The organism is Aestuariibacter salexigens DSM 15300 (assembly GCF_000429145.1).
GTDB lineage: Bacteria > Pseudomonadota > Gammaproteobacteria > Enterobacterales > Alteromonadaceae > Aestuariibacter > Aestuariibacter salexigens.
On the sequence record NZ_AUBH01000001.1, the window covers coordinates 907,295 to 922,576 of the forward strand.

A 15,282-nucleotide genomic window follows, 5' to 3' on the forward strand; every position below is an offset into this window, starting at 1 on the left:
TCACCTGTACACTGTTACCTATTGAGTATATCCATCGGCACAATTATTGCCACCAGATAAAAGTATAATAATGTTCATTTACGAGGGCTTCAGGGCAGTAGTTCAGGACGCTTCCGGAAATAAATAGTCAGTTAACAACGACATATCGTGCCACTGCGCAATGAAGGAGGTTTTTTCTGCTTCACTCAATAATTTTTTCGCCTTATGCGGCGCATACTTACCCACATACTTGAGCTCATCTCGATAGTACTTATCAAACAGCGGATAAGCACGATGCACGCTAAGCCAGCCCGCAACAATGGTTGACGTGCTGTTAATCTTTTTGAACAGAAGAAATTTCTCGCTATCCAGCTCATCCATTTGCCAAATTTTAAAGCGCTGGAATCTTGCTGTCCGGGGCTCTAACGCAATGGCAAGAAACAACTCACCAACATGGTCACCCTCTTTTTCGTTCTGTTTAATCAGCAATGACAGCGCATCCAAAAACTGCGATGCATACCAAAGCTGCTTTTTCATCGCTTCGGGCGCTTTCTCCAGTGCTGTACAAAACGCATTATCATTAAGTCGGTGTGTATCACTGATCGCGACTTTTACTGTGCATGGCATGTTTTTTCGGGTTGATAAAAACGCAGGTACACTGTCGTGATACTTCGCCACTACATTGCGCATTGCCAGACATACACCATGAGGAAGGTCATCATTGTAGGTCTGGACAACGGGAATGTTGCGCCAGGTCAGTAAGTCCAACCAATACTGTTGAGCGAGTTTTGCATGCTCTGCAGTGACCACCAGATTGACGGTATAGCCTTTAATCGACAGCACGCGATAGTTTGCCTGAAGTCGTTCGGGTTGACCGGGAGTTGCCATATACTCTGTTGACAACATCACCTTATCACCTTTCCTGAACGGCATTCTCTGTGAGCACCTGACGCTGATTTGCTCAATCCCCAAAGACGTTGAATAACCGTTAATGGAAAAGTTATCTTTCTTCAGATTGAGCGACTGGCGCACAGGTAACTGCATCGTCGGCGATGATGTGATCTCAAGCAGAGAAAGTTGACTGTTTGTGTTCTGACGCACGCTGACCAGGTGCTGATTAAACGTTTGGATCTCTTCTTTACTGAACTTATCACGTTGTGCTGACCATTTGCTGATAACATTGTCTGGCACCTTATCAACAGTGACAAGAATATCGAGATTCGACAGCAATGGCGGTAATTTCGGCGCGATCTTAAAGGCTGACTGTTCGCTGCTATCACTGGCTCGACTCTTCTCGGCCGTAGCGTTATCAACCGTACCAGCCAGCGTACTGGTTTTCAGCAACGCGCTCACATCAATATGACGCCGCCTGACAATAAACAAACCAGAGTTATCTTTGGATAAGGCAAAGTCAGCAAATCGCTGTGTTTCCTGCGTCAGTTGTGCCGCGTAAAAATGCCATTGATATGGATTATCTTTATGCTGTCGCCGGAACACGATTATCGTATGCTCATCGTATTCGCCTTTGAGCGGAGGCAGGATAGCCTTCAGTAATGAGCTCAACACAGACTGGTTTTGAGAAGTGAAAAACTGGTCCACATCCACCGCCAGCGGCGAGCAGGTGCGCAAGCGTCCCTGGTAGGCACTATCCTGTAGTTCAGCTAAGCCTTTGTAATAGGGTAACAATAACTGTTCATAGACACGGTTCTGGGCTGACTCAAGGGTGTTATCCAGCGACACCTTATAGCGAAACTTATTATTTCGTATTAACTGAATGGCAAACTGGCCAAACTCACTGTTATGCGGCAGGTCAAGCAGCTTAAGGAACAAAAACGTGTCCTTTTCGGTGCGTTTTTTACCCACTATCTTGTACACCACCAGCTTTTGCGCGAACAGGTACTCATCTTCGAAACTGGTAAACTGCAACGCGACGTGGTTCACTTTCAAATCATCTGACGTTCTGATTTGCAGGCCTGTCGCAGAGATATCTACGGTAACCGCTTCCTGAGTAACAACATTATCCAGCTCATCAGCATGGCACAGGTCTTCCGGCGTATCATGCAGTGAACTGCTGAACACGCTGACCCTCACACCAAGGTTCATACGCTCTTCACTTCGTGCCACACGCGCACCGAGTTGAAGCGGCTGCAGATCAAACCTGGATGCCAGGGCATTAACGTGAATTCTATCCTGTTCGCGGTCAATAAATGCGATGATGGATTCGTACACACCGAAGGTATACGTGCCGTTATATCCTGCCAATGCGTCGAGAAAGGCCTGTCGGGTCAATGGGTCCAGATAATGGATAATGCCTTCGTATGCAACCTTTTCCACCACGGCTTCGAGCTCGCGACTACGCATATCAATCGGACGCTGGCAGGGTTTAGCCCACTGCTTGATAAGCGCAACAACGTTGAAAATATCGTTAGCTGATGCCCCCTGCCCCACATGTTCAGTAACGCGTGCTTTAAGATTTTTATTGTTAAACTCTGACCGCAGGGCAAGTGCTGCACTGTGAATGTCCTGTTCTGACAGCGGTTGGGGCATAGGACCTGTTTTGAAAATTATCGTTTTTATCGTTGGTGTTAGTGTATTGGTCTACCAGAACACTTACAATAACTATTCAGAGTTGGACTTGAATAAGATATTTCTATCCCTACTTTAAGAAAATTCGCCAATTAATTTGATCGTTTTGGCCGGTAACACCGAAAACAGAACAGTATCACTATAATCATACGTTTTAGCATCATTGGAGCTCCACATGGCTGAACCAAGACACGTTCGTCTTCTCATTCTCGGGTCAGGACCCGCTGGTTATTCTGCGGCAGTATACGCTGCACGCGCCAATCTTAATCCCGTTCTCCTCACAGGGATTCAACAAGGTGGCCAGCTCACCACGACAACCGAAGTCGAAAACTGGCCAGGTGATCCTGAGGGATTAACCGGACCAGACCTGATGGTTCGTATGCAACAACATGCCGAAAAGTTTGATACCGAAATTATTTTCGATCACATCAACGAGACCGACTTGTCAAAACGCCCATTTACACTGAAAGGCGATAACGGTGTATACACCTGTGATGCGCTGATTATTGCCACTGGCGCATCGGCGAAATACCTTGGGCTTGAATCAGAAACGGCATTTCAGGGCAAAGGCGTATCCGCCTGTGCCACCTGTGATGGGTTCTTCTATAGAAACCAAAAAGTGGCCGTAGTGGGTGGTGGCAACACTGCCGTAGAAGAAGCATTATACTTGAGCAATATCGCTTCAGAAGTCCACGTTGTGCATCGTCGCGACACGTTCCGCAGTGAAAAAATTCTCGCAGATAGACTGATGGACAAAGCCAAAAACGGCAACGTTGTCCTGCATCTGGACAGAACACTGGATGAGGTGCTCGGTGATGAAGAAGGCGTAACGGGTATTCGTGTAAAAGACACCAAGTCTGACGCCACTGAAGTCATCGACGTAATGGGCGTCTTTATCGCTATCGGTCACAAGCCTAATACTGATATTTTTGACGGTGAACTGGAGATGAAAGACGGCTATATCGTCGTCAACAGTGGTCTGAATGGTAATGCCACCCAAACCAGTGTACCTGGCGTGTTCGCCGCTGGTGATGTCAGCGACCATATTTATCGTCAGGCCATCACATCTGCGGGAACTGGCTGTATGGCTGCCCTCGATGCCGAAAAATTCCTGGATGCCCTGGAAGATTAATCGTCCACATTACGCCCGGCCTGTCTGTCAGGCCGGATGATATCCCATGCTTGAACTGTATCAGCTATCACAACGACTAGCGTTTCCACATCCCAAACATGCTTTGGAAGAGCCCAATGGTTTGTTGGCCTTTGGGGGAGACCTGTCGATAGACAGGCTGGAACTTGCCTATCGAAACGGTATTTTTCCATGGTTTAACGAAGGCGAGCCGATACTGTGGTGGTCGCCTAATCCCAGAGGCGTGCTTTTTCCAGAGCACTTTCATTGCTCCCGAAGTCTGACAAAATTTATCCGCCGACATCACTACACGATTACACTCAATCACGCATTCCCAGAGGTTATCACTGCCTGCGCTACAGTGCGTCGAGGACCGGCACTGGGAGCCGACAGCATTGCGCCTGCGCCAGATGACGGTAGCTCGCATACCTGGATAACAGACAATATGATTGAGGCATACATCAAATTGCACCAAGCGAATATTGCTCACTCCATTGAGGTATGGGATAACCAACAGCTGGTCGGAGGGCTTTACGGCATCGCACTGGGCGGCGTATTCTGTGGGGAGTCGATGTTTCATTACGAAACAAACACATCAAAGCTGGCATTTGCCACGCTGGTTGCTTTGATGAAACGTCATGGTATGACACTCATTGATTGTCAGTTACCCAATCCACATCTGCACAGCCTGGGTTGTGAGAGCCTGGCTCGCGATGCATTTCTGCAACGATTGAAACATGCACAGACAATCATTACAGATGATGACATGTGGCAAGCCAGAGAGATTACAGAACTGAGTAGAGTCTATTAATGAAGTTTGGCCTGACGCAGGGGTTTTCTTGCAGTTACTTGCCTGCACAAACAGAGCAGTTGCTGGTGTATGCAGATGAAGGAACGCTCGACCCTGTCCAATATGAAGCGCTTATTTCCTGTGGTTTCAGGCGTAGCGGCGATCAGGTATATCGCCCCCATTGCCCAGCCTGTAGAGCGTGTCAGTCAATCCGCGTGCCGGTCACGGAATTTACACCGTCAAGGAGCCAGAAGCGTATTTTGCGCCGCAACCATGACCTGTCATGCAAGATCAGTCGTCATGAACGTGAAGCGCATTATCAGCTGTATGAGCGCTACATTAACACTCGGCATAAAACTGGCAGCATGTATCCAGCCAGTGTGCAGCAGTTTCACAGTTTCATCCGTTGCGCCTGGATTGCGCCCCTATTCATTGAGGCTTATCTCAACGACGAACTCGTAGCGGTCGCAGTAACAGACGAATTACCCAACGCGTTATCAGCACTTTATACGTTTTTTGCCCCCGACATGGAGGAACGTTCGCTCGGCACCTTCATGATCTTGCAACAAATTGAAAAATCTCTGCAGTTAGACAAAGCATTTTTGTATCTCGGTTATCAGGTAGATGACTGCAGCAAAATGAATTACAAGCGCAATTTTTACCCACATCAGCGTTTCTATGCTGATAAATGGCATCACTGCTCAAAAAATACCAGCTAGCGCTTTACACCGACGGTCAGATTGGGTAAGGTCTGCGCGGCAAAAATTACAGTACTTTGAGGTAGCTGCTTTACATGGCAAAAGAAGATTGCATTGAAATGGAAGGAACGGTGCTGGACACCCTTCCAAACACGATGTTCCGTGTCGAATTGGAAAACGGACACGTCGTTACTGCGCATATTTCAGGAAAGATGCGTAAAAATTACATCCGCATTCTGACCGGCGACAAGGTCACCGTAGAATTGACGCCCTATGATTTAACCAAGGGCCGTATTATCTACCGCGCTCGCTGATTAATGTCATAAGGTAGCGCCATAATCCTTTGGCGGTGTCAAAACATCAAAAAGCCCGGTCTAGACCGGGCTTTTTCGTATGTGGTTTACGTTTCTTATCAGGCTTCAGACTTTTTCAGCTCATCCATTGACTGATAGGCAAAGGAAAGCTTACCGCCTTTCAGACCTACTTTGGCAACACCGCCATTGGCGAGTTTTCCAAACAACAGTTCGTTGGCCAGCACTTTTTTGATTTCTTCCTTGATTAGCCGTGCCATCGGACGGGCGCCCATGGCTTTGTCATAACCCTTTTCAGCCAACCAGCTTCTTGCCTTGTCTGACACTTCAAGTGACACGCTCTTAGCGTCCAACTGAGCCTGTAATTCAATAATAAATTTATCAACCACCTGCAAGATGACGTCTTTACCCAGATGATTAAACCAGATGATGGCATCCAGTCGGTTGCGGAACTCAGGGGTAAACACCTTATTGATCTCACTGAGCGCATCATGGCTGTGATCCTGCTGCTGGAAGCCAATCGATTTACGCACGGTTTCCTGCACGCCCGCGTTTGTAGTCATCACTAACACCACGTTACGGAAGTCGACTTTACGGCCGTTGTTATCCGTCAGCGTGCCATGATCCATTACCTGCAACAGAATGTTGTAGATATCACTGTGCGCTTTCTCAATCTCGTCTAGCAATACCACAGAATAGGGATTTTTGATGACCGCGTCGGTTAACAAACCGCCCTGGTCAAAACCCACATAACCTGGAGGCGCGCCGATTAGACGACTGACGGCGTGACGTTCCATGTACTCTGACATATCAAAACGCACCAGCTCGACGCCCATAATTTTGGCTAGCTGCTGGGTCACCTCGGTTTTACCAACACCAGTGGGCCCTGCAAACATAAAGCAGCCGATAGGCCGTGATTCATTACCCAAGCCCGAGCGCTGTAGGTGAATAGCGTCCGCCAGCGTATCAATAGCCTGGTCCTGACCAAACACCACCATTTTCAGATTTCGATCCAGGTTCTTGAGCACTTCTTTATCAGATGCAGATACAGACTTTTCAGGAATTCGAGCCATTTTAGCAATAATGTGCTCAATATCACCGACATTGATGGTCTTTTTGCGCTTTGAAGCAGGCAACAATCGCTGGCTCGCGCCAGCTTCATCCATCACGTCAATCGCCTTGTCGGGTAAATGCCGTTCATTGATATATTTGGCTGATAGCTCGGCCGCCGCCTGAATCGCTTTCTGCGTGAAACGCACACTGTGGTGCTCCTCGTAGCGAGACTTCAGTCCCATCAGGATCTTGGTGGTATCACTGACACTCGGCTCGACAATATCCACTTTCTGGAAACGTCTTGCCAGTGCCCTATCCTTCTCAAAAATGCCCTGGTATTCCTGGTAGGTGGTGGAACCAATACAACGCAATTCGCCGCTGCTTAGCTTAGGTTTAAGCAGATTTGACGCGTCCATTACACCGCCGGAGGCCGCTCCCGCACCAATGATGGTATGGATTTCATCGATAAACAAAATAGCGTGAGGGTCTGCAGTTAACTCTTTCAAAATGCCTTTCAGACGTTTTTCAAAATCACCACGGTATTTGGTCCCCGCCAGCAAGCCGCCGAGATCCAGTGAATAAACCGTACTTTGCGCGATGACTTCCGGCACCTCTTCATTAACGATACGGTACGCCAAGCCTTCGGCAATTGCGGTTTTACCTACACCTGCCTCTCCGACAAGCAATGGATTGTTCTTACGGCGTCTGCAGAGGATCTGAATGGTTCGTTCTAACTCATTGTCGCGGCCAATCAGCGGGTCAATTTTACCCTCGCGGGCCATGGTATTAAGGTTGGTGGAATACTTGTCCAGAATTGACGAGGACTCTTCACCTTCAGCCACTTCTTCTTCACTGTCCTGGCTGGGCGCAGCTTCATCATCATTTTTACTCACGCCATGGGAAATATAATTGACCACATCCAATCGGGTGACGTCGGCCTTTTTGAGGATATAAACGGCCTGAGACTCTTGCTCGCTGAAAATCGCCACCAGTACATTCGCACCGGTAACTTCATCTTTGCCCGATGATTGCACATGAAATACCGCACGCTGTAACACACGCTGAAAACCTAACGTTGGTTGGGTTTCCCGGTCGCTATCAGCATCATCAAGAATAAGTGGTGTGGTGTCTTTTACGAAATCGGTCAATTCAATTTTAATTGCTTCAATATTGGCACCACAGGCCTTCAGGGCATCTTTTGCTTCTTTATTGTCCAGCAACGCAAGTAACAAATGCTCCACCGTCATGAATTCATGGCGGTGCTCTCGGGCGAATATAAACGCCTCATTCAACGTTTTCTCTAACTCTTTATTCAGCATTTGACCTGCTCCCCACTACTAAGCCTGCTCCATCGAGCACATCAGCGGATGCTGATGTTTTCTGGCATACTGATTTACCTGCATTACCTTGGTTTCCGCAATTTCGGCTGTGTAGATACCACAGACTGCTTTGCCCCGATAATGTACGGTCAACATTAACTGATTCGCTTTCTCCGCGTCCATATTAAAAAACCGCATCAACACTTCGACAACAAAATCCATCGGTGTGTAATCATCATTATTGAGCAACACTTTGTACATCGGCGGAGGTTGGACCTTTTTCTTCACCGCCTCCAGCTGCTTTTCGCCGTCTATGCTCATGATGTTGTCTTTACTCATACAAAAATAATAGTGTGATTACCGGCAAATTTATCAGTTTTTTTGCTTTTTTATTAAATATGCAAATTCGCCTTGACAGATACCGGTTAAAATATCTACAGTTTTGTTAGTGACTACGCGCAAGCCCTGCGAGTGATCACCCTCCACTGCTGTAAGGTGTACCCGTTTACACTTCTATTGTGGGGTCATCCAAGTGTCAGTTCAAGGGATTAAGAGGAAGCAGAAGTATGGCGGTTGGCAGAGTTAAATGGTTTAACAATGCAAAAGGGTTTGGATTTATCGTTCCTGAGGATGGTGGTGAAGATATCTTCGCTCATTACTCAACCATCCAAATGGAAGGCTATCGCTCTTTAAAGGCAGGCCAAAGCGTTACCTTTGATATACAGCAGGGTCCGAAAGGATTGCATGCAGAAAATATTGGTATCGATGACGAGCCTGAACGATAGACAATTCCACCCATCGGACGAATACTAAAAAGCAGACCCTAAGGTCTGCTTTTTTTATGTGTAAATGCGGGGCAACACTTGCCCCACGCTTACCATTATGCGCCTTGCAATGCCTGCTTGAAGGTACTGCTTGGGAACATGGCCGTACTGGCTTTGTCTTCATCCGGCATGTAGTAGCCACCGATATCTTCCGGTGAGCCTTGCGTAGCGTCAATTTCCGCTAGAATAGCTGATTCATTCTCAGCCAGTCTGTCGGCCAGCGCTTTGAACTGCGCGGCAAGTTCAGCGTCTTCGGTTTGCGCCGCCAACTCCTGAGCCCAGTACATAGCAAGATAGAAATGGCTACCGCGGTTGTCCAGCTGACCGGCTTTGCGCAATGGCGACTTGCCATTATTGAGCAAGGTTTCAGTCGCTTTATCCAACGCTGTGGCGATCAGTTTAGCGCGGCCGTTACCCTGTTTGATGGCGACGTCTTCCAATGAAACCGCCAGTGCCAGGAACTCACCCAGCGAATCCCAGCGCAGATGTCCTTCCTCTACAAACTGTTGCACGTGCTTAGGCGCACTGCCGCCCGCACCGGTTTCATACAGGCCACCACCGGCCATCAGAGGTACGATTGACAACATCTTGGCGCTGGTACCCAATTCCAGGATAGGGAACAGGTCAGTCAGGTAGTCGCGCAGCACGTTACCGGTCACAGAAATAGTATCCAGACCACGAATGGCACGCTCCATCGTCCAGCGGATAGCGCGTACAGGCGACATGATGTGGATTTCAACACCATCAGTATCATGCTCAGGCAAGTATTGGTTTACTTTTTCAATAAGCTGACAATCGTGCGCACGCTCATCATCTAACCAGAACACTGCAGGCATGCCAGACTGACGTGCACGGGTGACAGCAAGTTTTACCCAGTCGCGGATAGGCGCATCTTTGGTCTGACACATACGCCAGATATCACCTTCTTCTACCTCGTGCTCAATCAGTACCGTGTCATCCTGATCAATGATGCGCATGGTGCCGTCGGCAGTCATTTCAAACGTTTTATCGTGAGAGCCGTATTCTTCCGCTTTTTGTGCCATCAAACCTACATTGGGTACCGTGCCCATAGTGGTTGGGTCAAACGCACCGTGCGTTTTGCAGAAGTTGATCATTTCCTGATAGATAGTCGCGTATGTGCTCTCAGGGATCACCGCTTTCGTGTCGGCAGGACGACCATCTGGTCCCCACATCTGGCCTGAGTTACGGATCATCGCAGGCATTGATGCATCAACAATAACGTCACTTGGTACGTGCAGATTTGATATACCTTTATCCGAGTTCACCATCGCAATGGGCGGACGGTCCAGATAGCAAGCGTTGATATCGCGCTCAATCTCGGCCCGCTGAGACTGGGGCAAATCAGCGATTTTGTCATATACGCTGCCCAGTCCATCATTCGGATTAACACCCAACTCATCGAACAGGTCGGCGTATTTCTCAAACAACTCTTTATAAAACACCTTGACGCAGTGCCCAAATACAATCGGGTGAGACACTTTCATCATGGTGGCCTTGACGTGCAAAGAGAACAACACGCCTGTTTGCTTGGCATCTTCAATCTGCTTCTCAAAGAACTCACACAGCGCTTTTTTGCTCATGAACATGCCGTCGATGACTTCGCCAGCCAGCAGGTCAACGCGCGGCTTCAGCACGGTCACATTACCGTTTTTGTCGGTGTGCTCAATCCGCACATAGCCGTCTTTGGCTACAGTGACTGACTTTTCCTGTGAGTAGAAGTCGCCTTTGCCGCCCATGTGTGCGACGTGAGAGCGAGAGGCCTGGCTCCACTCGCCCATGGAGTGCGGATGCTTTTTCGCATAGTTTTTCACCGCTGTAGGCGCACGGCGGTCTGAGTTACCCTCACGTAATACCGGGTTCACAGCACTACCTAAAATCTTGCCGTAGCGCTCTTTGATCTCTTTTTCTTGGTCATTTTTTGGCTCAGCAGGATAGGCGGGTACCTTAAAGCCCTTACTATTGAGCTCTTTGATGGCGGCATTAAGCTGAGGAATTGAGGCACTGATATTAGGCAGTTTAATAATGTTTGCGTTAGGGTCTTGAGTCAATTCACCCAGTTCAGCCAATGCGTCTGGCACACGCTGATCTTCGTCGAGGTAATCGGCAAAGTTGGCCAGAATGCGGGCTGCCAGTGAGATATCACTTAGTTCAACATCAATATCTGCTGCAGAAGCGAAGGTGCGTATAATCGGCAACAATGAGTAAGTCGCCAGCATCGGCGCTTCGTCAGTTTTGGTATAGATTATTTTTGACTTAGTCGTGGTCATTACAAACCTCAATGTTGTTGACAGCCTCCAGCCACGATATCCGCAGTAGGATGACTTGTTTTATTGTGTTGCGTGCTGCGTTTCGTCCGCTAGGTCAAACGGGCACGTTCATCATCGACAGACTTGTTATGTGTTGCAGGTCAAACGGATCACATTGGGTGATGGATGACACGTTTGCTTGCCCTGCGCGCTGACGATGCAGAGATAAACAGGCGCAGATGATATACGTCGCGAAGGTCAGTGTACAAGCCCGTGCTGGCTTTTAGTTATAGACCAAATATACGACTTTGGTAGCGCTGAGGTTAACACCCTGGTCGCTACCCAAGGTAGAATGAGGTCACGTACAGGTTTTTCAATTGAGAGTAGCAGACTACTAAACTGGTCTGATCAGCACAGGTTACACATGACATCGTCCAGCAAATCGAAAATCGTGTTATTCAACAAACCTTATAGTGTATTAAGCCAGTTCACCGATGCGGATGGTCGTAAAACCTTAAAGGACTTTATCGATATACCAAATATCTACGCGGCAGGCAGACTGGACCGTGACAGCGAGGGATTACTGGTACTGACTAACTCGGGCCGTCTGCAACACAAACTGGCCAACCCGAAACATAAAACTGGCAAGACCTACTGGGTGCAAGTAGAGGGTGAGCCGGACGATGCGGCTCTGCAGGCATTGCGAAAGGGCGTAGAGTTAAAAGACGGCATGACAGCGCCCGCTAAAGTTGAGCAAATTTTGCCTCCATCGCTGTGGGAGCGCGATCCACCAGTGCGCTTTCGCAAGAGTATTCCAACCAGCTGGCTGGCAATCACCTTATCTGAAGGACGTAATCGTCAGGTACGTCGCATGACCGCGCATGTCGGCTACCCTACCCTGCGTCTGGTGCGTTACCGGGTTGCCAACTGGACCATCGATGGCATTGAAAATGGTGAGTATGTTGAATTGTGAATCATTGCTGCTGCAATTTTATCCGAAAAAGCGTCCCAGGCCAGATGCAGTAATGGCGGTATTCTGCTAGAATCCGCGTCCGTTTTTTCAGCTTCAATTTTTTAGTCATGGTGCAACTTCCAAACGACAGTCGCTCTGCAGACCAAATAAAAGTGATCATCGGCATGTCCGGTGGTGTGGACTCTTCTGTTTCTGCTTATTTGCTGAAGCAGCAGGGTTTTCAGGTCGAAGGATTGTTTATGAAAAACTGGGAAGAAGACGACGATGATGAATATTGCGCAGCCGCCGAGGATCTGGCTGATGCACAGGCCGTTGCGGATAAACTGGGTATAGAGCTGCACACCATTAATTTTGCAGCTGAATACTGGGACAACGTATTTGAATACTTCCTGGCAGAATACAAAGCAGGACGTACGCCCAACCCGGACATCATGTGCAATAAGGAAATTAAGTTCAAAGCGTTCCTTGAGTTTGCTGCAGAAGAGCTTGGCGCAGATTACATTGCTACCGGACACTATGTGAGACGGCGATTTGAAGACGGCCACTGGAAGCTTATTCGTGGCCATGATGACAATAAAGATCAGAGTTATTTTTTGTACACGCTGGCAGAAAAGCATGTCGCTCAGACACTGTTCCCGATAGGTGACATCGAAAAGCCACGGGTCCGTGAAATAGCTGCTGAGCAGGGTTTAATCACGCACGATAAGAAAGACAGCACAGGCATTTGCTTTATTGGTGAGCGCAAATTTAAGGACTTCCTCGGGCGTTATCTGCCGGCCCAGCCGGGAGACATAGAAACGTCAGAAGGAGAAGTGATCGGACGTCACGACGGCCTGATGTATCACACACTGGGGCAGCGCAAAGGTCTGCATATTGGCGGCTTAAAAGATTTTGGCGATGCACCCTGGTATGTGGTTGATAAAGACGTAAAGCGCAACGTCCTGGTCGTAGGGCAAGGCGCCGATCATCCAAGGCTCTACTCACAGGGCCTGATTGCCAATCAGCTTGACTGGGTTGATCGTAAAGGCCCGGCATCAGCGGTTAAAGCCTGGGTGAAAACCCGGTATCGTCAGCATGATATCGCCTGCACAATCACACCACTTGACGATGACTGTGTACGCGTCGATTTTGAACAACCACAAAAGGCCGTGACTCCAGGACAATCTGCCGTCTTTTATGACGGAGATGTTTGTCTCGGCGGCGGCATTATTGAGAGTTACATTCGTTAATATGGCAGATTACATGCAGCATATTGCCCTGGCTGGGGTATGCCAGGCGGCAGCGTTGGTACAGCAGGTCGCGCGCACCGGAAGGTGTGATTTAAACGCCTATCAGGCCACAATTGATAGTGTAACCGTTACCGATCCACAGCAACCTATCGACGTGTTTGGTTCGCTGGACAGTCTGCAACTTGGATTTCAGACCCTGGCAGCGCAGTTGAGTAACCAGCCACAAGCTAAAGATGCAGAAGTTACCCGCTATGTGGCGAGTATTCTCGGTCTTGAGCGAAAATTAGCGCGTAATAAAAAGGCCCTCGCTATGCTGGGTGAACGAATTGGCCATACCCAACGTCAGCGTCAACACAGCAGTGCAGAAGATAACGCACAGCTGGTTGCCAGCCTGGCAAGTATTTATTCAGACATTATCAGTCCTCTGGCTCCCCGTATTCAGGTCGCAGGCAATCCTGCCAATCTGACCCAGACGGGCAATCAGAATAAGGTGAGAGCGTTGCTGCTGGCGGGCGTCAGAGCAGCCGTGTTATGGCGTCAGATGGGCGGCAAACGTCGCTATATTCTGTTTCGCCGCAGTCATATTCTTCGTGCAGCAAGTAACGCGCTGCAACAGATTAACTAGTTACTACTATTCAGGAGCACTCCATGCAACTTTCGTCTCTCACCGCTATCTCTCCGGTAGATGGCCGTTATGGTAACAAGGCTGAGAAACTGCGTACTATTTTCAGTGAGTTTGGCTTGCTTAAATATCGCGTACGCGTTGAAGTGCGTTGGTTACAGGCGCTGGCTAACGAGCCGCTGATAGGTGAAGTGCCGGCATTCAGCGATGAAGCGAATGCCCGCCTTAATCAGATTGTCGATAGCTTTAGTCTTGAGGATGCGCAGCGTATTAAAGATATTGAGCGCACCACAAATCACGACGTTAAAGCAGTTGAGTACTTCCTTAAAGAACAAGTCGCGGACGTCGCTGAACTGAATGCGGTAAGTGAATTTATTCACTTTGCCTGTACCTCAGAAGACATTAATAATCTGTCTCATGGACTGATGCTTAAAGAAGCCAGAGATCTGGTCGTGCTGCCTTATTGTGATCAGATCATCAATGCCTTAAAAGCGCTGGCTATCGATTATAAGGCCATTCCAATGATGGCCAGAACTCATGGACAGCCTGCGTCACCCACCACCATGGGTAAAGAGATGGCGAATGTGATGATGCGCCTTCAGCATCAGCGTGAACAAATTGCCAAGGTCGCATTGCTAGGCAAAATCAACGGTGCTGTTGGCAACTACAACGCCCATTTATCAGCCTACCCAGACGTAGACTGGCATCATTTTTCGGAACAGTTTGTCACGTCTTTAGGACTGACATGGAACGCATTCACAACTCAGATTGAACCCCATGACTACATCGCTGAATTGTTCGATGCCATGGCCCGTTTCAATACGATTCTGATTGATTTTGACCGCGACGTATGGGGATACATCGCACTGGGTCATTTCAAGCAGAAAACCGTGGCTGGTGAAATTGGTTCATCGACCATGCCCCACAAGGTTAACCCAATCGATTTTGAAAATTCTGAGGGTAACCTGGGTCTGGCCAATGCCGTATTCGGTCATTTGTCAGCTAAGCTGCCAATTTCTCGTTGGCAGCGAGACTTGACCGATTCTACTGTGCTGCGCAACCTCGGTGTTGGCGTTGGTTACTCACTGATTGCCTATCAGGCAACGCTCAAAGGTATATCCAAACTGGAAGTGAATGAAGCAAGTTTGCTTGCTGAACTGGATAACAACTGGGAGCTGTTGGCAGAGCCTATTCAGACTGTTATGCGCCGCTATGGTATCGAACAGCCTTATGAGAAGCTCAAAGAGTTGACGCGCGGCAAGAAAGTAAATCAGCAGGTAATGGCAGAGTTTATAAACAAACTAGACTTGCCGGACGAGGTCAAAACAGAGCTGAAAGCCCTGACACCGGCAAGTTATATCGGTCGCGCGATCGCATTTGTGGATCAGTTATAATCCACGTATAGACCATGACTAGTCCTAAAATAAATTGACACTTTTTAGGTTACGTAAACGCCCGGTGTACTTCATCGGGCGTTTTGTATTTTAAGGCCATATGTGGCC

At 48.4% G+C, this 15,282-nt stretch carries 13 protein-coding genes; 9 read left to right on the plus strand and 4 right to left on the minus strand.

From position 1 onward, the window contains the following. Positions 1-102: 102 nt before the first annotated feature. Positions 103-2,526 (minus strand): PilZ domain-containing protein, encoded by a 2,424-nt coding sequence (locus G441_RS0104065; protein WP_026375171.1) that lies wholly within the window; start codon positions 2,524-2,526, stop codon positions 103-105. Between the two features lie 214 nt (positions 2,527-2,740). Between G441_RS0104065 and trxB the strand changes: the two genes are divergently transcribed. The 4 genes from trxB to infA all read left to right on the plus strand — a co-directional run bounded on the left by trxB (position 2,741) and on the right by infA (position 5,496). Then, positions 2,741-3,697, plus strand: coding sequence for a thioredoxin-disulfide reductase (gene trxB / locus G441_RS0104075; RefSeq protein WP_026375172.1), 957 nt, complete (start codon positions 2,741-2,743; stop codon positions 3,695-3,697). Positions 3,698-3,743: 46 nt separating this feature from the next. Then, complete coding sequence (aat, locus tag G441_RS0104080; protein WP_026375173.1) at positions 3,744-4,505, plus strand: leucyl/phenylalanyl-tRNA--protein transferase; 762 nt, start codon at positions 3,744-3,746, stop codon at positions 4,503-4,505. Further along, positions 4,505-5,203 (plus strand): arginyltransferase, encoded by a 699-nt coding sequence (locus G441_RS0104085; protein WP_026375174.1) that lies wholly within the window; start codon positions 4,505-4,507, stop codon positions 5,201-5,203. The genes aat and G441_RS0104085 overlap by 1 nt, the downstream gene beginning before the upstream one ends. Before the next feature lie 74 nt (positions 5,204-5,277). Further along, positions 5,278-5,496, plus strand: coding sequence for a translation initiation factor IF-1 (infA, locus tag G441_RS0104090; protein ID WP_026375175.1), 219 nt, complete (start codon positions 5,278-5,280; stop codon positions 5,494-5,496). Positions 5,497-5,594: 98 nt separating this feature from the next. Here infA and clpA read toward each other — a convergent pair whose 3' ends face one another. Then, complete coding sequence (gene clpA / locus G441_RS0104095) at positions 5,595-7,865, minus strand: ATP-dependent Clp protease ATP-binding subunit ClpA (RefSeq protein WP_026375176.1); 2,271 nt, start codon at positions 7,863-7,865, stop codon at positions 5,595-5,597. Positions 7,866-7,883: 18 nt separating this feature from the next. Further along, positions 7,884-8,204 carry an ATP-dependent Clp protease adapter ClpS gene (gene clpS, locus G441_RS0104100; RefSeq protein ID WP_026375177.1) on the minus strand — a complete coding sequence of 107 codons (321 nt, stop codon included), beginning with the start codon at positions 8,202-8,204 and terminating at the stop codon, positions 7,884-7,886. A 227-nt stretch (positions 8,205-8,431) separates the two neighbouring features. Here clpS and cspD point away from each other — a divergent pair, with 227 nt between their 5' ends. Further along, positions 8,432-8,650: a cold shock domain-containing protein CspD gene (gene cspD, locus G441_RS0104105; protein WP_026375178.1), complete on the plus strand. Its 219-nt coding sequence runs from the start codon at positions 8,432-8,434 to the stop codon at positions 8,648-8,650. A 95-nt stretch (positions 8,651-8,745) separates the two neighbouring features. Here cspD and G441_RS0104110 read toward each other — a convergent pair whose 3' ends face one another. Beyond that, positions 8,746-10,977: an NADP-dependent isocitrate dehydrogenase gene (locus G441_RS0104110; protein ID WP_026375179.1), complete on the minus strand. Its 2,232-nt coding sequence runs from the start codon at positions 10,975-10,977 to the stop codon at positions 8,746-8,748. Positions 10,978-11,380: 403 nt separating this feature from the next. Between G441_RS0104110 and G441_RS0104115 the strand changes: the two genes are divergently transcribed. The 4 genes from G441_RS0104115 (at position 11,381) to purB (ending at position 15,174) form a co-directional block, all read left to right on the plus strand. Continuing rightward, positions 11,381-11,929, plus strand: a complete 549-nt coding sequence (locus G441_RS0104115; protein WP_026375180.1) for an rRNA large subunit pseudouridine synthase E — start codon at positions 11,381-11,383, stop codon at positions 11,927-11,929. Positions 11,930-12,036: 107 nt separating this feature from the next. After that, positions 12,037-13,158: a tRNA 2-thiouridine(34) synthase MnmA gene (mnmA, locus tag G441_RS0104120; RefSeq protein ID WP_034474234.1), complete on the plus strand. Its 1,122-nt coding sequence runs from the start codon at positions 12,037-12,039 to the stop codon at positions 13,156-13,158. A 13-nt stretch (positions 13,159-13,171) separates the two neighbouring features. After that, on the plus strand, positions 13,172-13,783 hold the full coding sequence (gene hflD / locus G441_RS0104125) for a high frequency lysogenization protein HflD (protein ID WP_240485073.1): 612 nt from the start codon (positions 13,172-13,174) through the stop codon (positions 13,781-13,783). A 23-nt stretch (positions 13,784-13,806) separates the two neighbouring features. Beyond that, a complete protein-coding gene (gene purB, locus G441_RS0104130; RefSeq protein WP_026375183.1) occupies positions 13,807-15,174 on the plus strand; it encodes an adenylosuccinate lyase in 1,368 nt (455 codons plus the stop codon). Positions 15,175-15,282: the final 108 nt, after the last annotated feature.